The organism is Arthrobacter koreensis (genome assembly GCF_009193255.1).
In the GTDB taxonomy this organism is placed as follows: domain Bacteria; phylum Actinomycetota; class Actinomycetes; order Actinomycetales; family Micrococcaceae; genus Arthrobacter_B; species Arthrobacter_B koreensis.
Genome location: NZ_WACG01000001.1, coordinates 1053599 through 1075382, shown reverse-complemented (window position 1 = coordinate 1075382; position 21784 = coordinate 1053599). Strand labels below are relative to the sequence as shown.

Sequence of the window (21784 nt, the reverse complement as noted above, 5' to 3'; positions counted from 1 at the left end):
GCCACTTCCAGTGCTTACCGCTCCACCAGGATGCCGTCTTCGTCCGCGTAGAGCGCCGCGCCGGGCCGGAAGGTGACTCCGCCGAACTCCACCGGAACGTCCACCTCGCCCACGGAAGCCTTGGCGCTCTTGCGCGGGTTGGAACCGAGGGCCTTCACGCCCAGCGGCAGCTTGGCGACGGCGGCCCGGTCACGGATCGGGCCGTGGATGACGACGCCGGCCCACCCGTTGTGGACCGCTGCCTCGGCGATCATGTCCCCCATCAGGGCGGTGTTCAGCGAACCCCCGCCGTCCACCACCAGTACCGCGCCGTTGCCCGGTGAGTTCAGGGTGGACTTCACCAGACCGTTGTCCTCATGGCAGCGGATGGTGCGCACCGGGCCGGTGAAGCGGGTGGAGCCGCCGAGGTCCTGGAACTGGAGGGAGACCGAAGCCAGGGCTTCGCCGTGTTCGTCGTAGAGGTCTGCTGTGCTCTTTTCCATGGCACATACTGTGCCACAGGACACATCCGGGCCGCGTGGACGCGGCGGGCTGTCGAAGGTACCGCTTAGGCGTGCTTGGCTGCGGCCTGGGATTTGAGCAGGTCCACAACCTCCAGCAGCTCCTCCACTGAACCGGAGGTGGGGGAGTCCTCACCCTGGGGCCAGCCGCCGGGCAGGCCCTCGTTGTAATACAGTCCGTCGCCCAGCAGCATGATGGCGCGGGCAATGGCCTGGTCTCCCACTTCGTCGAGAATCAGGTTGAACCAGTCGCGGTGGATCCGCTGGAGCAGCTCGGAGGCGGCGGCGTCGTTGGCCTGCGCCAGGCGTACCGCGGCGATCAGCGCGCGGTCCAGGCCGCTGTCCACGTAGACGGAGGTGCGGACCAGGAAGCGTGCCGGACCCTCGGCGTCGGTGCGCATGCGCTCCAGGTCCGCAGCGGCAAGGACCCGCAGGCGGTCAAGGATCCCGGTGGCCAGGGCCTCCTTGTTCTTGAAGTGGTACAGCAGTCCGCCCTTGGAGACGCCGGCAAGTGCGGTCACGGCGTCGAGCGTTGCCCCGCGGGGTCCCTCATTGATCAGCAGATCCTCGTAGGCGGAGAGGACGCGTTCCCGGGCGGGTGTCTGTTCAGGCATGGCTTTACGCTAGCCCATTCCGTGCTGTACAGTCTAGACGGTACAGTAACGTACGGGTAGACCCCGCTGGTTGCTGGCATGTCTTTTTAACCCATCATTTTCGGCAGGCGGAGCCCTGCCAGGTCCAAGGAGGAATTGTGCCTGCGGTACAGGAACGGCCCGTGCTTCAGCGGGCCGGAAAGCGTGAATGGCTGGGACTGGCGGTGCTGATGCTCGCCGTCCTGCTGGTTGCGGTAGACAACACCGTGCTCAGCTTTGCCGTCCCGTCCCTGTCCCGTGCCCTGGCGCCGACCGGAACGGAACTGCTCTGGATCATCGACATCTACGCGCTGATCCTGGCCGGCCTGCTGGTCCCGATGGGCAGCCTCGGGGACAGGTTCGGCAGGCGGAAACTGCTCATGATCGGTACGGCCGGTTTTGGCCTGGTCTCCGTCGCGGCGGCCTTCGCTCCGTCTGCCGGAGCGCTGATCGGTGCCCGCGCCCTGCTCGGCTTCTTCGGTGCCATGCTGATGCCGGCCACACTGTCCATCATCCGCAACATGTTCGTGGTGCCCGGCCAGCGCCGGATCGCGATCGCCGTGTGGGCGGCCGGATTCTCCGGCGGTGCCGCACTGGGCCCGATTGTGGGCGGCACCCTGCTGGAACACTTCTGGTGGGGCTCGGTCTTCCTCCTCGCCGTTCCGGTGCTGATCCCGCTGCTGGTGTTCGGGCCCAAGCTGCTGCCCGAATCCCGTGACCCCAAGCCGGGCAAGGTGGATCCGGTCAGCATCCTGCTGGTCATGGCCACCATGTTCCCGCTGGTCTACGGCATCAAGTCCATCTCCACGCACGGCCTCGACGCCTACGCCCTGGTTCCGATGGCCGCCGGCCTGCTCTTCGGCGTTGCCTTCGTGCGCCGCCAGCTCAGCCGTTCCGAACCCATGCTGGATGTGCGCCTGTTCCGGAATCCGGTGTTCACCGGTTCCATCTCCGCCAACCTGCTGAGCGTCTTCGCTCAGGTGGGCTTCATCCTCTTCCTTTCCCAGCACCTGCAGCTGGTCCTGGGGCAGACGCCCCGCGAAGCCGGACTGATGATGCTCCCGGGCCTGATGCTCACCGTGGTGGCCGGCCTCGCCGTCGTCCGCGTGGTGCGCCGCGTGCGTCCGGCTTATGCCGTCGCCGCCGGCCTGACCTTCAGTGCCATTGGCTACACCGTGGTGCTGATGACCGGCCATGACGAGAGCCCGCTGGGACTGGTGATCGCCTTCATGATCCTGGGCATCGGCGTCGGTTCTGCGGAGACCATCTCCAATGACCTGATCCTCGGCAGTGTCCCGCCGGCTAAGGCCGGTGCGGCGTCGGCCATCTCCGAAACCGCCTATGAAGTGGGTGCCGTCCTCGGCACCGCTGTGCTAGGCAGCATCCTGACCGCCGGCTACCGCAACGGAATCGTGCTCCCGGACGGCATGGATCCTGCGGCGGCGTCCGCGGCTTCGGAAACCCTCGGCGGAGCGGTTGAAGCAGCCAAGGCGCTGCCCGGCCCGCAGTCCGCGGACCTGCTGGCCTCCGCCCAGGCCGCCTTCGACTCGGGTGTGGTGGCGACGTCGCTGATCGGCATTGCGCTGATGGTGGCCGCCGCGGTGGGCGCCCTCTTTATGCTGCGCCGGGTGGCGGCGGACCAGGATGCGGCGTCCGACGGCGATGCTGCGCCTTCCGCCGCGCCGGAGTCCGCACTTGCCGCGTCCGGCACTGCGCTCGACGATGCGCCCGCTGAAACTGCCGCCGTCTCCAAGGGTGCCGGCAGCGTGGAACTCCAGACCGAACGGGCGGAGCAGGACGCCTGCTCGCCCCGCCGCTAGCGGAGAACTCCTAGTCCGCTTCCGGCGGATGCACGATCAGCACGGGGCAGTGGGCATGGGCTGCCGCAGCGGAACTGACTGACCCAAGCAGCAGTCCCGCAAAGCCGCCCCTGCCCCGGCTGCCGACCACCAGCATTTCCGCGCCCTTGCTGGCCTCCACCAGCACCTGCACCGGCTGGCCGGACACGACCAGCTTCTTCAGCCCCTCCGGAACGTCCTGGCCAAAGGCGGCCTGGAGGGTTTCTTCCAGTGCGCTCTGGGCCTCCACCCGGGGGGACCACTCGGCGGAAGCAATAGGCACGGCCAGCGCCACCGGGTAGGACCAGACCGTCACGGCCTCGATTCGGCACTCCAGCAGGTCAGCCAGCCGCCGCGCGGTTCGCAGTGCCACGAGGGAGAGTTCCGAACCGTCGACGCCGACGACGATTCGCTTGCGGGTGTCCTGTGCCATGGCCCTGGTCCTGTCTGTCCGCTGCGAATGCTTCCTGCAAAAAGTCTGCGGCCCGGCTGCCGTTTTCTCCAGAGGCGGGGATTGTTCGTACTATCAGCAGGTGCCAGCCAACGAGTCCCAGCCCCGTGCGGCAGCCCCGCTGGGAGCGGGCCTGCTGCTGGTGCTCGCGTTCCTGGCGGCTACCGGGCCATTCACCACGGACCTGTATCTGCCCTCCTTCCCGGGCATCGCCGCGGACCTCGACGCTTCGGCGTCGGGGGTCCAGTTGACCCTCACTGCGTTTTTCCTCGGCATGGCGGCCGGGCAGCTGGGCTTCGGGCCGCTGTCTGACAAATACAGCCGCACCCGCCCGCTGCTTATCGGAACCGGGGCCTTCGTTCTTGCGTCCATTGCCTGTGCCACTGCGCCGAATCTGGGGGTCCTGATTGCCGCGCGCTTCGTGCAGGGCCTGTGTGCGGCATCCGGGCCGGTGATTGCCCGCGCCGTGGCTGCCGATCTCTCTTCCGGCCCCGCCGCGGCGCGGACCTTCAGCCTGCTCATGACCATCGGCGGTGTCGCTCCGGTGGTGGCGCCCGTCATCGGCGGGGTCCTGGCCGGGCTTTGGGACTGGCGCGGCGTGCTCTGGACGCTGGCCGGCATTGCGGCGCTGATGTTCATCTGCGCAGCGGCCGCGGTCCGTGAATCCCTGCCTGCCGAGCGCCGCTCCAGCGGCCCGCCCTTCGCCGGGCTGGGCGTGGTGCTGCGCCGCTGGCGGTTCCTGGGCTACGTGCTGCTCTTCGCAAGTTCCTTCGGGGTGCTGATGAGCTACATCTCGGCCTCCCCGTTCGTCTACCAGAGCATCATGGGCCTGGGGCCGGAGACCTACGGGCTGATGTTCGGCCTCAACGCCGCGGGGATGGTTGCCTCCGGGTTCATTGCCGCCCGGCTGAGCCGAAGCGTTCCGCCGCGCCGCACCGTCCTGCGGGCCGTGAGCGTACTGCTGGGGTTCGCCGTCGTCCTGCTGGTTCTGGTGGTCGCGGCTGTTCCGCCGCTGCTGCTCGCAGTGCCGCTGTTCTGCATGGTTTCCTCCCTTGGATTCATCATGGGGAATACGACGGCGCTGGCCCTGGCCCAGGCGGAAGGAGCCACCGGAAGCGGCAGCGCAGTGCTCGGCGGGGCGCAGTTCCTGATGGGTGCAATCGTCTCCCCGCTGACCGGACTGGGCGGAGAATTCACCGCCCTTCCGCTGGCCCTGGTGATGACGTCCTCGGCCCTGCTGGCGGCCACCGCCCTGTTCCTCACCCGCCAGCGGCATCCCGCGTAGACTGTGGGGACCATGCGACACATGAACAAGTTCCGCACGCCCATTGTCTGGCTCCTGATTATCGGCCTGGTTGGCAGCATCAGCGTCGGCTTCCTCGGCCTCTTCTTCTAGGCCCTTCCCCACCAGATTTCCGGCCCGGCCATCGGCCCGGGTTTGCCCGCCGGTGCCGCACCGCAATAGGATGCTAAGCATGCTTACCTAATGTAGGCGGCCGCCAGTTGCGGCTCCATATCCATGAAGAATGGGAAGTGGGGAAACTCAATGGCCAACGAAAACACTTCGGACCAGTACACATTCCAAGATCCGGTCAACCGGTATCCCTCCGTCAGTCCACCCAAGCAGGACCAGCCGGAACCCGGCCTTGATGCGGACCTCGAGCCCAAGACGGACCGCGGCGAGGACTCCTACCGCGGAACCGGACGGCTGGAAGGCCGCAAGGCACTGATTACCGGCGCGGACTCCGGAATCGGCGCGGCCGTGGCCATCGCTTTCGCCCGCGAAGGCGCCGACGTCGCGCTCTCCTACCTGCCGGAGGAAGAGGAAGACGCCGCCAAAGTCATCCAGCTCATCAAGGACGCCGGCCGAACCGCCGTCGCGCTCCCCGGTGACCTCCGCGATGCCGGGTACTGCACCCAGGTGGTCGAGGATGCCGTGAAGGGCCTCGGCGGCCTGGACATCCTGGTGAACAACGCAGGCAAGCAGGTGGCCGTCGAAAACCTTGAAGACCTCAGCGACGAACAGCTCGATGACACCTTCAAGACCAACATCTACTCCTTCTTCCGGGTGACCAAGGCGGCCCTGCCGCACCTCCCGGCCGGATCGAGCATCATCAACTCCACCTCCATCCAGGCCTACAGCCCCTCTCCGCACCTGCTGGACTACGCCAGCACCAAGGCGGCGATCAACAACTTCACGAAGGGGCTGGGCCAGCAGCTGGCACCCAAGGGCATCCGGGTGAACGCGGTGGCTCCGGGTCCGTTCTGGACTCCGCTGCAGGTGTCCGACGGCCAGCCCAAGGATGCCCTGCCGGAGTTCGGCAAGGACACTCCGCTCGGCCGCGCCGGCCAGCCCACGGAGCTCGCGCCGGCGTACGTCTTCCTGGCGTCACCGGAATCGAGCTACGTGGTGGGCGAGACGCTCAACGTCAACGGCGGAATGCCTTCCCCCTAAGCTCCAGGGCACAAAACGCCGGCCCCGCGCACGTTGCGCAGGGCCGGCGTTTTTGTGTTCCGGGACCTAGGCCGGAACCGGAGTGAGCCTGGCGCGGTCCACCCGGCGGTGGAAGCGCATGCCGGCCAGTCCGCCGAGGACGGCGCCAACCAGGCTGACCACCACGGTGGCGAGCAGGGCCAGCCAGGAGCCGGCGCTGACATCGCCCAGGTCCTGCGGCAGCGGAGCCACCGAGTTGAGCTGGGTGAGGCTGCGGATGTCATCGTTGAAGATCAGTCCAAGGACAATAACGACGGCGGCCGCCACCAGGGCCCACAGCCAGACGGCCACACCCTGCTTGGCTCCGTTGAACCGGGCCATCCGGCCGGCCACGTAACCGCCGGCGTAGTAGGCGAGCAGCAGCACGGCCAGGGTAATGATGGCTCCGATCAGCCCGGTGGACTGATTCGCTGCCGCCTGGTCCAGGGCCGCGCCCAGGTCCGTGTCCGTGGAGACACCGACGGCGGCTCCGATAGCGGCGGCCAGGGCGGAGAGCAGGACGACCATGCCGGTGGCGGTCAGCCAGCCGAAGAATGCCGCGCCGAATTTGATGCCGCCGAAACGCTCTCGTTCGGCGGCCAGGAGTGCTTCCCGGTTCGGCATCACGGGTTCCTCGGCGGTCCGGACGGAATCCTGGTGTCCGGCGGGGACTGCTGCGGGGGCGGCGGTGTCTTCGCGGTCCCGGTGCGCGGCGCGGCGCGTGGTTCCAGCGCCGGCATCCTCACTCCGGTAGGCGGCGTCGTTCGGGTCCCTTGTCCCGGTGACGCTGGTGTTGAGGACTTCCGTGTCATTGGTCCGGGAGCCGGCCGTGTGCCGGCTGCCTGCATGTGCTGCCGGTTCTGCGTGCCCGGTGGACTCGGCGGGCATCGCCGAATCGGTGCGGCGGGACGCTCCATCCTGCGGCGGGGTTTCCAGCCGCCGGGTGACATCCGGCTCCTGCCGGACGGGGTTTGCCTGCGCTGCGGCGTCCGCGTTCTCGCGGACAGGCACATCCTCTGCCTGCCGGCGTCGGGGTTCGCCTGCTGCGGTGCTGCCTGGTTCGGTGCTCATCTGCTGCTCCTGTTCCCGTGGGGGGTGCCGGACTGAAGGTGATGACTTCATAAGTAACCTTACTGTAGCGCCGGGGCGCGGATTTTGGCGGTCCCGCGCCCGCCCTGCGGCGTGGAAGACTTGGCTGCATGGATACGGACCTGATCATCACCGTCGTTGCCGGCCTGCTTATCGCCGTGGGTGTGGCCGGCATTGTGGTGCCGGTCCTTCCGGGCAGCATCCTGATCCTGCTGTCCTTCCTGGGCTGGGCCATCGGAGTGAGCAGCGGCGCCGGCTGGTGGTCCTTCGCTTTTGGAGCCCTGTTCGCGCTGACGGGCCTCTCCGCCAGCTGGGTCCTGACCGGCCGGAAACTCAAGCAGCGGCAAATCCCCAACCGGTCCGTCCTGATCGGCCTCGCTGCGGGCATCGCCGGGATGTTCTTCATTCCGGTGGTAGGGCTGATCGTTGGTTTTGCCGGCGGCCTGCTGCTCAGTGAGTTCGCCCGCCAGCGCAGCCTGCCTGCAGCGGCGTCGTCATCCTGGGCGGCACTGAAGGCCACCGGCCTGGGCCTGCTGGTGGAACTCGGATTGGCGCTGGCGGCAGGAACCGCCTGGATTATCGGCGTCTGGATCCACTTCGCCACCCGGTAGGGTCAGGAGCGTCTCGGACGGTAGGTCCGGCCGAAACTGCGCTCGGCACCCGAAATGATGCCGGTCAGCTCCCAGTCATGGCGGCTGCCGCCGGGGACGTCGAAAATGCGGATCCCGTCGCCGAGCAGCACCGGAGCCACGAACACCTGCAGTTCATCAATGAGGCCGTGTTCCAGCGCCTGCCGCGCAATGTCCGCGCTGATGATCTGCACGTCCTTCTCTCCGGCGATCTCCTGCGCCCGGCGGACGGCCTCCACCACACCGCAGTTCAATGCGGTCACGGCAGGATCCCCGGCCAGCTCCTCCGGACGGTGGGTCAGGATGAACTCGGTGCCGGACCAGGCGCCGCCGTAGGCCTCAGCCGTGGCTTGGTCCCGCTCGCCCTGCTGGGCCTTTGCCGCGTCATAGCCGCGACGACCCGAGATGATCACCCCCACAGCCCCGGCCATGCGCTCGGTGAGGCCCGGCGGCAGGGGCTCCAGCGTTTCGAACCACCCCATGTCATGGCCGGGACCGGCAATGAACCCGTCGATCGAACTGGTGAACCCCCACGCGACCTTACCCATGGCATCCTTCCGGTGGTGCGGGCCGGAGCCCGCGTCCTGCAGGCGAAGCTACCCAGCCAGCCGAAAGTGCCGCAAGGGGAGCCTGCTTCTCCAGCGGACAGAAGCTGTCCTCAATGTGCGGAATACTCGAAGAACGGCGCCCGAGATGGAGGTCCTGAACCGATGACTGAACGAGCAGTTCCGCCCCAGCTGGTGGTGGCGGACGCCGCTGCCTGGCGCGCGTGGCTCGCGGAGAACGACGCAACGAGCGACGGCGTCTGGCTGGTCCTCGCGAAGAAGGGCACCCTGGTCCCCACTTCCCTGACCTACGCCGAGGCGCTGGAGGAGGCGCTGTGCAGCGGCTGGATCGACGGCCGGCGGAACAGTGTGGACCAGGCGACCTACCGGCAGCACTTCACGCCGCGGCGGGCACGGTCCCTGTGGTCGAAGCGGAACGTGGACCTGGTTGCCGGACTGGTCGGGGCGGGCCGTATGCGCGGACGCGGGCAGGCGGAGATCGACCGGGCCAAGGCGGACGGGCGGTGGGACCGGGCCTACGGCGGGCCTGCTGCGCTCGAGGTTCCCGCAGACCTCGCAGCTGCGCTGGCGGCCGCCCCGGACGCGGCGGGCGCCTTCGCCGAACTGGGCCGCTCAGCCCGGTATCCCATCCTCCACCAGGTGGTCACCGCACCGAATGAGGCCGTGCGGGCAGCCCGGATCGCGCGGCAGGTGGACCGGCTGGCCGGCGGAGCCTACGCAGCCGGTTAGCCGGCGGCCGGTGCCACGAACTCCGCCAGCGCGGCGAGCTCAGCCAGCCGTGCCTCCGGCTGCAGGTACATCATGTGCCCGGCTTCGTAGTAGTGGTGCGTGAACCGCGCACGTGCCTCCTCCGTCAGGCGCATGTGCGCCCAGACGTACTCCGCCGCAAAGTGGGGCGTGGCGCCGTCGTAATAGCCGTAGTCCACATGCACCCGCAGGCTGGGGTTGTGCGCCATCAGCCGTTCAAGGGTCTTGGTGACATCAATCGGTACGCCCTCGAACTCCCGGTAGCTCCACGGCTGCACCCGGCCGGTCAGGACTTCGTAGGGCAGGTCATTCTCGTAGCCGAGCTCAGCGCGGATGTAGTGGTTGATCGCCGCGGCGTACGGGCCGTTGATGGCGGCGAGGCTGGGATCGTCCCAGTTGACGGAGGCCTGCGGGTCTTCGGCAGGGGCAGTGAAGCGCCCGTCGATCCGGCCCACCGACAGTTCGCGGTCACGCAGCAGTTCGGCGGAGAACTGGGAATAGTCCCAGCGCAGGTTGGTGCGGCGGATGAACCCGGGGTCCAGGGTGGTGAGTTCAGCCAGGCGCCGGATTGCGGCGTCGTACTCCTCGGCGCTGAGCCGTGAACCCTGGCTCAGTGCATAGCCGTAGTACCGCGCTGCGTACTCCTCGGCGTCGCGGACCACCTCCGCGAGGTCGCGGCCCGGATGCCGCCCGTGGAAGTGCGCGATTGCCGCGTAGGTGGGCAGGTGCAGGGCGTAGGGCGTGTCCACGCCCGGGGCGAACATCAGTGTGGACATGTTCAGGACGGTGGAAATCAGGCCCAGCCCGTTGACGGACATGCCGTACGCATCAAAGAGGCGCCCGGCAACGGCGACGGCCCGCAGGGTCCCGTAGGACTCGCCCACCAGGTATTTGGGGCTCAGCCAGCGGTTGTTGCGGGTGGTCCAGAGCCGGATCACTTCGGCTACGAGGTCCCGGTCCTGTTCGAACGCGTGGAACTCGTCTGCGGTATTGCCGTCCACTACCCGGGAGAAGCCGGTGTTAACGGGGTCGATCATCACCAGGTCCGCGTGTTCCAGCAGCGTCTGCGGGTTGTCTACCAGGCCGTACGGGGGAGGGGTGAGGTTCCCCGCGTCGCCGGAGTCCACAAGCCGCGGGCCCAGCAGGCCCAGGTGCAGCCAGACGGAGGACGAGCCGGGCCCGCCGTTGAACGCGAAGACCACGGGGCGCGGGTTCGGCGAAACAGCCGCCTGCTCGTCCGCCGTGTAGGCGGTCAGGAAGATCTCAGCCTTCGGTTTGAATCCTTCGGACTTCCCCTCGGACGTTTCCTCCCGCCGGAACACCACCCGGCCGGTGGTGGAGGTGTATTCCAGGCCGGAGGGCAACCGGTGGCTGCGCTGCACCAGGTCGTCCGCCACGTCCGCTGAGCTGCCGGTGCCCGACGATCCGGTGCCCGACGGCGATCCGGCGGAGTTGGAGGAGGATGCGGCGGCTGCGTCGGGGGCGGGGCTGGTCTCAGCGGACTGTGAAGGCATTCGTCCAGCCTAGCGGCCAAAATCGGGGCTTGTGTCTCGGATCACACGTCCTCTATAGTTCCACTAGTTCGCTATCAGAAACGAGTGTTCAATTATCGAACTCTGGTCATGCGAATGAAGGGTGCAGGGCGGCAGGGGTGAGATCCATTCAGGGCTCCGCTGCACTCTTGGCGGGGCCTGGCTGTCCGTTGAATGGGCTGGATTTCCGGGCGCCTGCCTGAGGCAGACGTCCGGCTCATGGGCTGTGCGTCACATTCACGAAATAGTGTGTTGCCCGTCACAGATCAGGGTATCTTGGGGCGACAGGTGACCGACCGTTCTTTCAGTAATTTTTCCCAGTCAAAAATAACGGAGTTTCAATGACTACAACAAGTGCGTCTGCTGCGCCGTCCCAGCGGATGACCCGGGAGGAACGCAAGGTACTTGCGGGCACCCTGGTTGGTACCACTATCGAGTGGTACGACTTCTTCATCTACGCCCAGGCTGCAGGCTTGGTGCTCGCGTCCCTGTACTTCGCCCCGCTGGGCGAAGGCACCCCACTGGCGCAGGTCGTCTCCTGGGCCACCATCGGCATCAGCTTCCTCTTCCGTCCGCTGGGCGCCATTGTCGCCGGCCACCTGGGCGACAAGCTGGGACGTAAGAAGATGCTGGTCTTCACCCTGATCATGATGGGTGCCGCCACGGCGCTGATCGGCGTGCTGCCGACCTACGCGCAGATCGGCGTTGCTGCTCCGATCCTGCTCCTGGTCCTGCGTATCCTGCAGGGCTTCTCCGCCGGCGGCGAATGGGGCGGCGCTGCGCTGCTCTCCGTTGAGCATGCACCCATCAACAAGCGCGGCTTCTTCGGTGCCTACCCGCAGATCGGCGTGCCGATCGGCATGATCCTGGCAACGTTCGTCATGTTCCTCCTGACCAGCTCGATGAGCGAAGAGGCTTTCCTTGAGTGGGGCTGGCGTGTTCCGTTCCTGCTCTCGGTGGTCCTGATCTTCGTGGGATACTTCATCCGCCGCTCGGTGGACGAAAGCCCGGTCTTCAAGGAAATGCAGGAGCGCAAGAAGGACTCCTCCGCGCCGCTCGGCAAGCTCTTCAAGTACAACTCCCGCGAGGTCATCCTTGCCGCGCTGATCTTCATCGCCAACAACGCCGCCGGTTACCTGGTCATTGCGTTCTTCGCCTCCTACGCCGGCAAGGCGCTGGGTATGGAGCGTCCGTCGGTGCTGCTGGCCACCACGGTTGGCTCCTTCGGCTGGCTCATCTTCACCATGTACGGCGGCATCCTGTCGGACAAGATCGGCCGCGTGCGCACCTTCCAGATCGGCTACGCCTGGGTGTTCCTCTGGGCCATCCCGATGTTCCTGCTGATCGACACCGCAAACGTGTTCCTGTTCGGTCTGTCCATCTTCGTGCTGACCATCGGCCTGGGCCTGTCCTACGGCCCGCAGTCTGCGCTGTACGCCGAGATGTTCCCCGCCAGCATCCGCTACTCCGGCGTTTCCATCGGCTACGCGATCGGCGCCATCCTGGGCGGAGCCTTCGCTCCGATGATCGCCCAGCTCCTGCTGGATGAGACCGGCTGGTCCGGCTCGATCGGCATCTACATCATGGTTCTCTGCGTCATCTCCTTCGGTGCCGTGACCATGGTCAAGGAGACCAAGGGTGCAGACCTGGGCATCGAGGATTCGCACCGCGCTCCGCAGTCCAAGTAAGCCTTTCTCGACCCCCCACAACGAGATAACAGAAACTGCCCGTATCAGGACTGATACGGGCAGTTTCTGTCATTTCGATGCGGGGGGACGCTACCGGGTGAGGGAGCCGATCTGGTTGCCGGCGCCGTCGTACACCAGCAGCGTGTCCTCGGCCAGGACCGCACTGGCCGCCGAAGCCAGCCACTGGTCCACGTCGGGGCAGGCCATCATGGTCATGGCCACCTCCTGGAAACGGACAGTCCCGTCCTCCAAAACCCAGCGGCCCATCAGCCGGTTGCATCCGTCGGTGCCGGTCAGGCGTCCGTCCTCGTGAAGCTCCAGGGAAGGCTCACGCATGTTCTCCGGGTTGCCCCAGACCCCCTCGGGCGCGGAAGGATCAGTATTTGAGGAGGCGGAGGACGACGGCGCGTCCCCGGCGGCCCCCGAATCGTCCGGCGAGGTGCCGGCCGTGCCGGGGTCAGCCCCGCAGGCGGATACACCGAGCAGCAGGGCCAGGGCCAGGAGCGTAAACCGGGTGCGCATTGAGGGGCCTCCTACAGCCAGTTGTTCCGTTTGAACGCTGCATAAAGCAGGATGCCCAGCACCACCATCAGCGCCAGGGCCGTCGGATAGCCCAGCGGCCAGTCGAGCTCCGGCATGTTCTTGAAATTCATACCGTACACGGTGCCCACCAGGGTGGGAGCGAACAGGATTGCGGCCCACGCGGAGATCTTCTTGGTCTGCTCGTTTTGGGCGATGGACGTCTCCGCCAGCCGGTTCGAGGCCAGGGTGGAGCTGAGGGACAGGGCGTTGTCCAGCAGGGAGCGGTAGGCGGTAAACCGGTCGATCAGCCGCAGCACGTGGTCCAGCACATCGCCGAGCCGGTCCTTGAGTTCGGGCGGCACGTCATACTTCTCCGGATTGCGCTGCAGCTCGCCGACCACGGTTTCCAACGGGCTGATGGCGCGCTGGCAGCCGATGACCTCGCGTGAGAGCTCGTAGATGCGCCGTGAGACTTCGCCGTCCCCGCCGAAGAGCTGGTCTTCGATCTCATCGATGTCGTTTTCGAGTCCGGCGGACACCGGCGCGTATTCATCCACCACCTGGTCCAGGATGGCGTACAGCACCGCCTGGGGGCCCAGGGACAGCAGATCGTGCTCGCGCTCCATCCGGGTCCGCACCCGCGCCAGGTCCGGGGACTCGGCGTGCCGGACGGTCACCACGAAGTTGGGTCCCACAAACAGGTGCAGCTCGCCGATTTCAACGCGTTCGACGTCGTCAAGGTAGCGGGCGGGGCGCAGCACCACAAAAAGCTGGTCCCCGTACTGCTCCAGCTTGGAGCGCTGGTGCCCGGCGAGGGCGTCCTCCACGATCAGCAGGTTCAGCCCGAATTCCTCGGCGACGGCCGGCAGCTCAATGTCATCCGGGCGGTAGAGCCCAATCCAGGCCATGCCGCCCGTCTCCCGGGTGAGATCAAAGGTCTCCTCGAGGGTTTCCGGGCTGTGCAGGCGTTTGCCGTCCACATACACGGCGTTGTCCACCAAAGTCACTGCTGCTCCTCACGCTGCCAAGCCTGCTTACCAGATGAGCCTACGTCGCTGGGCTGGCCGGAGCGGCCATCCCTGCTTAGCCGGCTTCGAGAATGTCCCGATTGCGCGGCAGCCAGGGCATACCCGTCTGCGGATGCCGGAACGCCAGGGGCAAGCCCCGGGCACGCTCCCAGTCCATCGAGTCGCACGCCTGGAGGTGCACATGCGGTTCCGTGCTGTTGCCCGAATTGCCGCATTCGCCCACAAACGTGCCCGGGCGGACGGTGTCCCCCACGGCGACGGCGGTGGACCCGCGGCGCAGATGGGCCAGCAGGATGTAGGCCCGGTCCTCTCCGGACCCGGTTGCCAGGACGACGTGGTTGCCGGCGATCCCGGCCGCTCCCCGCCGGACCCGTTCGCGCTGGGTGAGGGCGTACCCGGCCAGCGCGAACGGTGAGCGCCGCGCCTCGTGGTCCGGTTCGCCGTCGTGCACTGCCGTGACCGTCCCGGCGGCGGGCGCCAGCACCGGTACGCCGAAGCCGGCGAAATTCTCCGGCGCCTCGGTGCCGAACACTGCCCGGAACGACGGCGGCGCGGAGCGGCCGTGCGCGTCAACCGCCACGAAGTCGATGGCGTAGGCGGTGCCGAACAAGCGGATTCCGTGGCTTGGCACCCGGTTGGCCGGGCTGTTCTGCACGGTCCAGCGGCCGGTGAAGGGGAAGTCCAGCAGCACGGGGTCCATCCTTCCAGCGTAGGACCGCGTGCTGCCGAGGGGCGGGTGTCCGCTATTTCCAGAACCCGAAACCTCGGCTAGGCTCCCGGCGCATGGAGATCATCGAGTATCGCCCCCGCCCGGACCAGCTGGTTTACACCTTCGGCGGCGCCGAGCCGGTTATGCTGATCAAGCCGGGCACCGCCCTGAAACTCTGGTCCGAGGACGCGTTCAACAATGCCCTGACCTCTGTGGAGGACCTGTCCAGCGAGAAGGTCAACCTGAACTTCGTGAACCCGCAGACCGGTCCGTTCTTTGTGGAGGGCGCCGAGCCCGGGGACACCCTCGCCCTGCACATCGTGGACCTGACGCCGGCGCGCAGCTACGGCGCGTCCGCCACCATTCCGTTCTTCGGCGGGCTCACCAGCACCGACCGCACCGCGTTCCTGCAGGACCCGCTGCCGGACACCACCTGGATTTACCACGTGGACTCCGCCCGCTCCACGGTCGGATTCCAGGCCCGGTTCGGGGACTTCGAGGTCGCGCTGCCGCTGGAACCGATGCTCGGCACCGTGGGTGTGGCCCCGCCCGGCGGCGAGGTCCGTTCCTCGCTGGTGCCCGAGCGTTTCGGCGGCAACATGGACGCGCCGGAGGTCAAAGCCGGCACCACCGTGTACCTCGGTGTGAACCAGCCGGGCGCGCTGTTCTCCATTGGCGACGGCCACTACCGCCAGGGCGAAGGCGAGGCCTGCGGCACCGCCGTCGAAGGTGCCATGCACTCCACCATCCTGGTGGAGCTGATCAAGGGCGGCGCCCCCGCCTGGCCACGGCTGGAGACCGACGGCGAGTGGATGGCCGTGGGATCCTCCCGGCCGATGGAGGATTCCTGGCGGATCGGGCAGGTGGAGATGGTGCGCTGGTTCGGGGAGCTCTTCGGCCTGCACCAGATGGATGCCTACCAGCTGCTCACCCAGACGGCCCAGGCACCGATCGCCAACGCCGTGGACGCCAATTATTCAGTGGTGGTCAAGGCACGGAAATCGCTTTTCCCCAAGGCCGACGCCTACGGCGGCCTGCATGCCGACCTGCGCCGGCGCAGCGCAGACCTTCTCTCAGACTAGGAGCACTCATGGACCTGCAGTTGCGCGGCAAAACGGCACTGGTCACCGGCGGAACCCGCGGAATCGGGCGGGCGATCGTGGAGGCCTTCGCGTCGGAGGGAGCGAACGTTGCGTTCTGCGCGCGGGATGCCGCGGAGATCGCGGAAACCGAGGCAGCCCTTGCTGACAGCGGGGTGAAGGTGGAGGGTGCCGTCCTGGACATGGGCGACGGCGACGGCGTGGCCGCCTGGGTGGACAGCGTCGCTGGCCGCTTCGGTGGACTGGACGCCGTGGTGAGCAACGTCAGCGCGCTGGCCATTCCGGACACTGCTGAAAACTGGGAAGCTAGCCTGCGGATTGACCTGATGGGAACCGTCCGGCTGATGCAGGCCGCGATCCCGCAGGTGCGCCGCAGCGACTCGCCCCCGCTGGTGGCAATCTCCAGCGTCTCCGGCCGGGAGGTGGACTTCGCCTCCGGCCCGTACGGCACGGTGAAGTCCGCGCTGATCGCGTACATGGCCGGGCTGGCCTTCCAGCTAGCCGATGCGGGGATCCGCGCCAACACCGTCTCACCCGGCAACACCTATTTCGACGGCGGCGTCTGGCAGGGCATCGAGTCCGGCTCTCCGGAGATGTTCACCGAGTCACTCGCCCTGAACCCCACCGGCCGGATGGGCACGCCGCAGGAGGTGGCCGACGTCGTCGTCTTCGTGTCCAGTCCGCGGGCTTCGCGGATGACCGGTGCGAATGTGCTGGTGGACGGCGGCCTGTCCCGCGGGATCCAGTTCTAGCGGGCTGTTCTTGCCGGTGGCGCGTACGTCTTCCCATCCCCTGTGACGGGTGTGGCCTCCTGTGGTCACATCCGGTGACAGGAGTAACGAGGGCTGGGAAACCGTGCCGGCGTGCCGACGCGTTGGGCGGATTCGCTCCGCTTTGGGACGGATTCGGCCCGCAAACCGGAGCAGATGTCACAAACCGGAGCGAATGGCGCGAGCCGGAGCAACGTCCCAAATCGGAGCCACAGCCCGGAGCAAACGTCACAGGCCGGAGCAAATCGGGTGGAGGATCCCCTGCCATGCCCGCCTTTCCCACCCGACGTGACGTCTGTTACCGGGAGTGGTCACAGCGGTAGACACCAGCAACGGAGAGTGGGAACCCCGGCAGGCAGGGCGCCCGGCGCCCCCAAACCCAGCCCAACGAAAACGGGAGGGGCAGCCAAAGCTGTCCCTCCCGCCGTCGTACCCGGATTCCCGGAGCCGGTACGCCCGAGAACTAGAGCTGCGAACCGACCTTGAAGTCGGTCTCGTCGCCGCGGGTGTAGGAGAAGCCGTCAGCGCCGATGGTCACTTCCATTTCGGAGGAGTCGGTGCGGGCAACAACTTCCTGCGGGTTGCCGTCCAGGTCCAGGACCAGCGAGGCCTCGGTGTACCAGGACGGAACAACGGGGTTGCCCCACCAGTCGCGGCGCTGGTTGTCGTGGACGTCCCAGGTGATGGTGGGGTTGTCCGGGTCGCCGGTGTAGTAGTCCTGCGTGTAGATCTCGATGCGGTGGTCGTCCGGATCCAGGATGTAGAGGTAGAACGCGTTGGAGACGCCGTGGCGTCCGGGGCCGCGTTCGATCCGGTCGGAGATGCGCAGGGCGCCCATCTTGTCGCAGATCTGGATGATGTTGTGCTTCTCGTGCGTGGCGAACGCAACGTGGTGCATGCGGGGGCCGTCGCCGCCGGTGAGGGCGGTGTCATGCACGGTGTCCTTGCGGTGCAGCCAGGCAGCGTAGGTGGTGCCCTCGGAGTCCTTGATGTCCTCGGAGACGCGGAAGCCCAGGTTCTCCAGGTAGGTGCGGCCGCGGGGAACATCGGGGGTGACCTGGTTGAAGTGGTCCAGGCGCACCAGCTCACCGGCGGAGTAGAGGTCGTAGCGCTGGGTCAGGCGCTCCACGTGGTCAACGTGGTAGAAGAACTCGTACGGGAAGCCCAGCGGGTCCTCCACGCGGACGGAGTCGCCCACGCCCTTGGTGAAGCCGTTGGCCCGGCGCTCGGTGCGGCAGCCCATTTCCTTGTAGTACGCCTCGGCGATGTCCACGTCTTCCGGGGTGCGCACGCGGTAGGCGAAGGACGCGACGGCGGCGACGGGTCCCTTGCGCAGCACCAGGTTGTGGTGGATGAACTCCTCGAGGGAGCGCAGGTAGATGGCGTTCTCATCTTCCTCGGTCACGTGCAGGCCCAGGACGTCCACGTAGAACTCGCGGGACTTGGCCAGGTCGGTGACCACCAGTTCCATGTAGGCGCAGCGGACGATGTCCGGCGGGTTGATGGACGGCTTGGGAATGGGGTTGGCGTTCATGGGTTCTCCTTCGAACAGAGCAGGGGGATTTAGTAGTCGATCTTGGCGGCGTCGTCGCTGCCGAACTTAGGCGTGTGCACCTTGCCGAGGGTGATGTGCACGGCCTGCTGGTCGGTGTAGAAGTCGATCGAGCGGTAACCGCCTTCGTGGCCGAGGCCGGAGGCCTTCACGCCGCCGAACGGGGTGCGCAGGTCGCGGACGTTGTGGCTGTTCAGCCACACCATGCCGGCTTCGGTGTTCTGCGCGAAGTTGTGCGCGCGGGTGAGGTCCTGGGTCCAGATGTAGGCGGCCAGGCCGTACTTGGTGTTGTTGGCCAGTTCCAGGGCTTCTTCTTCGGTGTCGAACGGGGTGATTGCGACGACGGGGCCGAAGATCTCCTCCTGGAAGATCCGCGCGTCGGGCTTCACATCGGCGAAGACGGTGGGCGCAATGTAGTTGCCCTCTTCCAGGCCTTCGGGGCGGCCGCCGCCGGCCAGCAGGCGGCCTTCGGTCTTGCCGATCTCGACGTAGGATGCCACCTTCTTGTAGTGCTCGGGGTGCACCAGGGCGCCCACCTGGGTCTTCGGGTCGTGGGGATCGCCGACGACGATGGTCTTGGCGCGGGCGGCGTACCGTTCGCAGAACTCGTCATAGACCGGGCGCTCCACCAGGATGCGGGAGCCGGCGGTGCAGCGCTCGCCGTTGAGGGAGAAGACGCCGAACAGCGCGGAGTCCAGGGCGGCGTCGAGGTCCGCGTCCGCGAAGACCACGCACGGGCTCTTGCCGCCGAGCTCCATGGACAGGCCCTTCAGGTTCTCTGCCGCGTTGCGGAAGATGGTCTGGCCGGTGGTGGTCTCACCGGTGAAGGAGATCAGCGGAACCTGCGGGTGCTTCACCAGCGCATCGCCGGCTTCCTCGCCCAGGCCGTTGACCAGGTTGAACACACCGGCCGGGACGCCGGCTTCGGTGAAGATGTCCGCCCACAGGGAGGCGGAGAGCGGGGTGAACTCGGCGGGCTTGAGCACCACGGTGTTGCCGGTGGCCAGCGCCGGGGCAAGCTTCCAGGACTCCAGCATGAACGGGGTGTTCCACGGGGTGATCAGGCCGGCGACGCCGATCGGCTTGCGGTTCACGTAGTTGATCTGGGAGCCGGGGACTTTCATCGCGTCGTCGAACTGGGCGACGATCAGGTCCGCGAAGAAGCGGAAGTTCTCCGCCGCGCGCAGGGCCTGGCCCTTGGCCTGGGTGATCGGCAGGCCGGTGTCGAAGGTTTCCATCTCTGCCAGGCGTTCTTCCTGGGCCTCGACGGCGTCGGCAATCTTGTTGAGGATGCGGGCGCGCTCACGCGGCTTCATCTTCGGCCACGGGCCGTTCACGAAGGCTTCCCGGGCGGCAGCGACGGCGGCGTCGATGTCTTCCTTCTGGCCCGCGGCGGCGGTGGCGTAGTTCTGGTTGGTTACCGGATCCAGCACGTCGAAGGTGGCGCCGTTGATGGAGTCCACGAATTCGCCGTTGATGAAGTGCTGGATGTGGGTCGGAAGGTTCTCCGGGATGTAGTGCTCAGCCATGGGGCGTCTCCTTTGATGCGGGGGTCTGGTCTGGGGTTATGGGGTGGAGCTTGCGGGGGAGTGCTTCAGGTAGGCCTCGAGGGTGGCGATCCGGTGGGCGCGGGCCGCGGCCTCGATGGTGCCGGCGTCGGCCTTTGCCTCGATCAGTTCGAGCAGGCGCTCGTGCTCGGCCACCGAATCCTGGGCCCGGCCGGGAACGTAGCTGAAGGTGGAGGAGCGCAGGGCGCCCAGCCGATTCCAGCCGCGGTGGACCAGGTCCAGGATGTGCGGATTAGGGCAGTTGGTGAACAGAGCGGAGTGGAAGTCCCGGTTCAGGGCGGTGAAGCGGACCGGGTCGAAGTGCTCCAGGCACTCGCGCATCTCGGCGTTGATGGCCTTGGCCTGTGCCAGGTCCTCCGCCGTGACGAGCGGTGCGGAGAGCGCCGTCGCGTACCCTTCCACCAGGCTCAGGGTCTGCATGGTGTAGAGATACTCGGTGGGATCGATGCCGGTGACCGTGGCGCCGACGTTCCGCTCGAACCGGACCAGCCCTTCGGCCTCCAGCCGGCGGATCGCTTCCCGGACCGGGACCGCGGAGCAGCCCAGGTCCGCGGCGATCCGGCCGAGCACCAGGCGGTACCCGGGGCCGTATTCACCGGAGGCGATCTTCGACTGGACGGTCTGGTAGGCCTGTTCGGCCTTGCTGACTGTCCCGTCTTTGGACTGAGTGCTCACGCCTGTTCCGCCGCCCAGGCCTCGTACTTTTCCTTCCACGCGGCGTTCATCGGGTAGAGGCCGTCGACGCCGTGGCCGGCCTTGACCATCTCGGCGATGAACTCTTCCTGGTGTTCCTGCTTAATGCAGGCTTCCACCAGTTCCTCGGCGATGGCCGGCGGGATGACCAGGATGCCGTCGTCGTCGGCCACGATGATGTCACCGGGCTGGACGGTGGAGCCGCCGCAGGCGATGGTGATGTCCGTGTCCCAGGGGATGTGCCGGCGGCCGAGCACCGCGGGGTGCGGGTTGGCGCAGTACACGGGCAGGTCGAAGCTGGCGACGGTGGAGTAGTCGCGGACGCCGCCGTCGGTGATGATGGCTGCAGCGCCGTTGTGCAGGGCGCGCAGGGCGAGGATGTCGCCCAGGGTGCCGGTGCCCTTTTCGCCGCGGGCTTCCATGACCAGGACTTCGCCTTCGCGGACGGAGTCGATGGCGCGCTTCTGCGCGTTGTAGCCGCCGCCGTGGGTCTTGAAGAGGTCCTCGCGGTTGGGGACGTAGCGCAGGGTGCGGGCGGTGCCCACTACCTTGCGGCCGGTCTTGGTGCCGGTGAGGCCGTCGATCGAGACGTTGTTCAGGCCGCGGGCGCGCATCTGCGAGCTCAGCGTGGCGGTGGCCACGGATTCAAGCTTGGCCTTCAGTTCCGGGGTGAGAATCTTTCCCTCTTCCCGCGTTGCCTCCGCGGCTGCCGCGATCCCTGCCTTTTCGGCGGAGCCCCAGGCTTCTTCGCGCTGTTTGTCATCGATCTTGGGCTGCGCGCCGAAGGGAGCCAGCGGCGTCGTGCCTTCGGTGACGGCGGTGGTCAGGCGGCCGGTCGTCTGTCCTGTGGAGGGGGAGTCCACTTCAATTTCGACGACGTCGCCCGGGACGGCCACGGAGGCGCCGGCCGGGGTGCCGGTGAGGATCATGTCTCCGGGTTCGAGGGTGAGGAGCTGGGAGAGGTCGGCGACCAGCTGGGCGAAGGGGAAGAGCAGGTCTTCGGTGGTGTCATCCTGGGCGAGTTTGCCGTTGACCCAGGTGCGCACCCGCAGGGCTGCGGGGTCCACCGTGGTGGCGTCGAGGATGGCCGGGCCCACGGGGGTGAAGCCGTCGCCGCCCTTGGAACGGAGGTTGGAGCCCTTGTCTGCCCAGCGGAGGTCGTACACGCCGAGGTCGTTGCTGGCGGTGACGCCGCCGACGTAGCTCCAGGCGTCTTCAACGGAGACGCGGTGGGCGGTCTTGCCGATGATCAGGGCGATTTCGCCTTCGAAGCCGAGCAGTTCGCAGCCGGCCGGGCGTTCCACCGTGCCGCCGGTGAGGGCGAGGGAGGAGCTGGGCTTCAGGAAGTAGGAGGGCTGCTCCGGCGTGCGTCCGCGTTCGGCTGCCCGGCTGGGGTAGTTGATGTGGACGGCGATGACTTTGCCGGCCTGTGCCAGTGTCTCCGGTGTGGCGGTGCTGCTCGTGGACATCTCACTCCTGGATCAAGTACGAAATCGTATATGATCCAGTGTGCCCTGTGGGGTGGGTCACGTCAAGGGGGAGGCGGGTCCGTCTTGTGGACATATCCGCCGGTATGGGAGCGCTTACCTCACAGGCGGCTCGCTAGTGTGCGAGGACGACCTCATGTAAGGCCAGGTCTGGGCCCTCATCTTGATGCATGACGGGGTGCGGATTGCAGCGGGGTCAGTGCCGACTGC

21 protein-coding genes are annotated in these 21784 nt (G+C 67.1%); 8 read left to right on the top strand and 13 right to left on the bottom strand.

All coding sequences use genetic code 11. The features are described from left to right. Positions 1–14 precede the first annotated feature (14 nt). Together rraA and GD628_RS05095 are read right to left on the bottom strand one after the other, a co-directional pair. On the bottom strand, positions 15–482 hold the full coding sequence (rraA, locus tag GD628_RS05100; RefSeq protein WP_152274008.1) for a ribonuclease E activity regulator RraA: 468 nt from the start codon (positions 480–482) through the stop codon (positions 15–17). 65 nt (positions 483–547) lie between these two features. Further along, a complete protein-coding gene (locus tag GD628_RS05095; RefSeq protein WP_091601104.1) occupies positions 548–1114 on the bottom strand; it encodes a TetR/AcrR family transcriptional regulator in 567 nt (188 codons plus the stop codon). 137 nt (positions 1115–1251) lie between these two features. On the opposite strand from GD628_RS05095, the gene GD628_RS05090 reads away from it, so the two are divergent. Continuing rightward, positions 1252–2952: an MFS transporter gene (locus GD628_RS05090; protein ID WP_226802338.1), complete on the top strand. Its 1701-nt coding sequence runs from the start codon at positions 1252–1254 to the stop codon at positions 2950–2952. A gap of 10 nt (positions 2953–2962) precedes the next feature. Here the strand turns inward: GD628_RS05090 and GD628_RS05085 are convergent, their stop codons facing one another. Beyond that, on the bottom strand, positions 2963–3403 hold the full coding sequence (locus GD628_RS05085) for a universal stress protein (protein WP_152274007.1): 441 nt from the start codon (positions 3401–3403) through the stop codon (positions 2963–2965). Positions 3404–3503: 100 nt separating this feature from the next. Here GD628_RS05085 and GD628_RS05080 point away from each other — a divergent pair, with 100 nt between their 5' ends. Beyond that, positions 3504–4706 carry a multidrug effflux MFS transporter gene (locus GD628_RS05080; RefSeq protein ID WP_226802337.1) on the top strand — a complete coding sequence of 401 codons (1203 nt, stop codon included), beginning with the start codon at positions 3504–3506 and terminating at the stop codon, positions 4704–4706. A 261-nt stretch (positions 4707–4967) separates the two neighbouring features. Further along, positions 4968–5876: an SDR family oxidoreductase gene (locus tag GD628_RS05075; protein WP_091601110.1), complete on the top strand. Its 909-nt coding sequence runs from the start codon at positions 4968–4970 to the stop codon at positions 5874–5876. A 66-nt stretch (positions 5877–5942) separates the two neighbouring features. On the opposite strand, the gene GD628_RS05070 is transcribed toward GD628_RS05075, so the two are convergent. Next, positions 5943–6965 (bottom strand): YrzE family protein, encoded by a 1023-nt coding sequence (locus GD628_RS05070; protein ID WP_152274005.1) that lies wholly within the window; start codon positions 6963–6965, stop codon positions 5943–5945. A gap of 128 nt (positions 6966–7093) precedes the next feature. Between GD628_RS05070 and GD628_RS05065 the strand changes: the two genes are divergently transcribed. Beyond that, positions 7094–7594: a DUF456 domain-containing protein gene (locus tag GD628_RS05065; RefSeq protein ID WP_091601114.1), complete on the top strand. Its 501-nt coding sequence runs from the start codon at positions 7094–7096 to the stop codon at positions 7592–7594. A gap of 2 nt (positions 7595–7596) precedes the next feature. Here the strand turns inward: GD628_RS05065 and GD628_RS05060 are convergent, their stop codons facing one another. Next, positions 7597–8160, bottom strand: coding sequence for a dihydrofolate reductase family protein (locus GD628_RS05060; RefSeq protein WP_152274004.1), 564 nt, complete (start codon positions 8158–8160; stop codon positions 7597–7599). A 162-nt stretch (positions 8161–8322) separates the two neighbouring features. Between GD628_RS05060 and GD628_RS05055 the strand changes: the two genes are divergently transcribed. Beyond that, on the top strand, positions 8323–8907 hold the full coding sequence (locus tag GD628_RS05055; protein WP_152274003.1) for a YdeI/OmpD-associated family protein: 585 nt from the start codon (positions 8323–8325) through the stop codon (positions 8905–8907). Here the strand turns inward: GD628_RS05055 and GD628_RS05050 are convergent. Next, the gene (locus GD628_RS05050; RefSeq protein WP_152274002.1) at positions 8904–10439 is read right to left on the bottom strand and encodes a S10 family peptidase; all 1536 of its coding nucleotides are present in this window, start codon (positions 10437–10439) and stop codon (positions 8904–8906) included. The genes GD628_RS05055 and GD628_RS05050 overlap by 4 nt on opposite strands. 359 nt (positions 10440–10798) lie before the next feature. On the opposite strand from GD628_RS05050, the gene GD628_RS05045 reads away from it, so the two are divergent. Further along, positions 10799–12145 carry an MFS transporter gene (locus GD628_RS05045; protein WP_091601120.1) on the top strand — a complete coding sequence of 449 codons (1347 nt, stop codon included), beginning with the start codon at positions 10799–10801 and terminating at the stop codon, positions 12143–12145. Positions 12146–12235: 90 nt separating this feature from the next. Here the strand turns inward: GD628_RS05045 and GD628_RS05040 are convergent, their stop codons facing one another. The 3 genes from GD628_RS05040 to GD628_RS05030 all read right to left on the bottom strand — a co-directional run bounded on the left by GD628_RS05040 (position 12236) and on the right by GD628_RS05030 (position 14395). Further along, a complete protein-coding gene (locus tag GD628_RS05040) occupies positions 12236–12667 on the bottom strand; it encodes an META domain-containing protein (protein WP_152274001.1) in 432 nt (143 codons plus the stop codon). 11 nt (positions 12668–12678) lie between these two features. After that, positions 12679–13674: a magnesium and cobalt transport protein CorA gene (locus GD628_RS05035; RefSeq protein ID WP_152274000.1), complete on the bottom strand. Its 996-nt coding sequence runs from the start codon at positions 13672–13674 to the stop codon at positions 12679–12681. A gap of 76 nt (positions 13675–13750) precedes the next feature. Beyond that, positions 13751–14395, bottom strand: coding sequence for a M23 family metallopeptidase (locus tag GD628_RS05030; RefSeq protein ID WP_152273999.1), 645 nt, complete (start codon positions 14393–14395; stop codon positions 13751–13753). Positions 14396–14478: 83 nt separating this feature from the next. On the opposite strand from GD628_RS05030, the gene GD628_RS05025 reads away from it, so the two are divergent. Continuing rightward, positions 14479–15486 carry an acetamidase/formamidase family protein gene (locus tag GD628_RS05025; RefSeq protein ID WP_152273998.1) on the top strand — a complete coding sequence of 336 codons (1008 nt, stop codon included), beginning with the start codon at positions 14479–14481 and terminating at the stop codon, positions 15484–15486. A gap of 8 nt (positions 15487–15494) precedes the next feature. Further along, positions 15495–16256 carry an SDR family NAD(P)-dependent oxidoreductase gene (locus GD628_RS05020; protein ID WP_152273997.1) on the top strand — a complete coding sequence of 254 codons (762 nt, stop codon included), beginning with the start codon at positions 15495–15497 and terminating at the stop codon, positions 16254–16256. Between the two features lie 481 nt (positions 16257–16737). Here the strand turns inward: GD628_RS05020 and hpaD are convergent, their stop codons facing one another. Genes hpaD through GD628_RS05000 form a run of 4 tightly spaced genes read right to left on the bottom strand, consistent with a single transcriptional unit; the run spans position 16738 to position 21556 of the window. Then, on the bottom strand, positions 16738–17808 hold the full coding sequence (hpaD, locus tag GD628_RS05015; RefSeq protein WP_152273996.1) for a 3,4-dihydroxyphenylacetate 2,3-dioxygenase: 1071 nt from the start codon (positions 17806–17808) through the stop codon (positions 16738–16740). 29 nt (positions 17809–17837) lie between these two features. Then, positions 17838–19355 carry a 5-carboxymethyl-2-hydroxymuconate semialdehyde dehydrogenase gene (gene hpaE, locus GD628_RS05010; protein WP_152273995.1) on the bottom strand — a complete coding sequence of 506 codons (1518 nt, stop codon included), beginning with the start codon at positions 19353–19355 and terminating at the stop codon, positions 17838–17840. 36 nt (positions 19356–19391) lie between these two features. Next, positions 19392–20069 (bottom strand): GntR family transcriptional regulator, encoded by a 678-nt coding sequence (locus GD628_RS05005; protein ID WP_152273994.1) that lies wholly within the window; start codon positions 20067–20069, stop codon positions 19392–19394. After that, a complete protein-coding gene (locus GD628_RS05000; protein WP_152273993.1) occupies positions 20066–21556 on the bottom strand; it encodes a fumarylacetoacetate hydrolase family protein in 1491 nt (496 codons plus the stop codon). Before GD628_RS05000 ends, GD628_RS05005 begins: the two co-directional genes overlap by 4 nt. Positions 21557–21784 lie beyond the last annotated feature (228 nt).

Excerpts from the sequence above, each read along its gene's own strand:
- GD628_RS05050 (WP_152274002.1), bottom strand. The coding sequence starts at position 10,439 with ATGCCTTCACAGTCCGCTGAGACCAGCCCCGCCCCCGACGCAGCCGCC.
- hpaE (WP_152273995.1), bottom strand. The coding sequence starts at position 19,355 with ATGGCTGAGCACTACATCCCGGAGAACCTTCCGACCCACATCCAGCAC.
- rraA (WP_152274008.1), bottom strand. The coding sequence starts at position 482 with ATGGAAAAGAGCACAGCAGACCTCTACGACGAACACGGCGAAGCCCTG.
- GD628_RS05025 (WP_152273998.1), top strand. The coding sequence starts at position 14,479 with ATGGAGATCATCGAGTATCGCCCCCGCCCGGACCAGCTGGTTTACACC.
- GD628_RS05000 (WP_152273993.1), bottom strand. The coding sequence starts at position 21,556 with ATGTCCACGAGCAGCACCGCCACACCGGAGACACTGGCACAGGCCGGC.
- hpaD (WP_152273996.1), bottom strand. The coding sequence starts at position 17,808 with ATGAACGCCAACCCCATTCCCAAGCCGTCCATCAACCCGCCGGACATC.
- GD628_RS05095 (WP_091601104.1), bottom strand. The coding sequence starts at position 1,114 with ATGCCTGAACAGACACCCGCCCGGGAACGCGTCCTCTCCGCCTACGAG.
- GD628_RS05030 (WP_152273999.1), bottom strand. The coding sequence starts at position 14,395 with ATGGACCCCGTGCTGCTGGACTTCCCCTTCACCGGCCGCTGGACCGTG.
- GD628_RS05065 (WP_091601114.1), top strand. The coding sequence starts at position 7,094 with ATGGATACGGACCTGATCATCACCGTCGTTGCCGGCCTGCTTATCGCC.
- GD628_RS05075 (WP_091601110.1), top strand. The coding sequence starts at position 4,968 with ATGGCCAACGAAAACACTTCGGACCAGTACACATTCCAAGATCCGGTC.
- GD628_RS05085 (WP_152274007.1), bottom strand. The coding sequence starts at position 3,403 with ATGGCACAGGACACCCGCAAGCGAATCGTCGTCGGCGTCGACGGTTCG.
- GD628_RS05055 (WP_152274003.1), top strand. The coding sequence starts at position 8,323 with ATGACTGAACGAGCAGTTCCGCCCCAGCTGGTGGTGGCGGACGCCGCT.
- GD628_RS05070 (WP_152274005.1), bottom strand. The coding sequence starts at position 6,965 with ATGAGCACCGAACCAGGCAGCACCGCAGCAGGCGAACCCCGACGCCGG.
- GD628_RS05020 (WP_152273997.1), top strand. The coding sequence starts at position 15,495 with ATGGACCTGCAGTTGCGCGGCAAAACGGCACTGGTCACCGGCGGAACC.
- GD628_RS05060 (WP_152274004.1), bottom strand. The coding sequence starts at position 8,160 with ATGGGTAAGGTCGCGTGGGGGTTCACCAGTTCGATCGACGGGTTCATT.
- GD628_RS05045 (WP_091601120.1), top strand. The coding sequence starts at position 10,799 with ATGACTACAACAAGTGCGTCTGCTGCGCCGTCCCAGCGGATGACCCGG.
- GD628_RS05040 (WP_152274001.1), bottom strand. The coding sequence starts at position 12,667 with ATGCGCACCCGGTTTACGCTCCTGGCCCTGGCCCTGCTGCTCGGTGTA.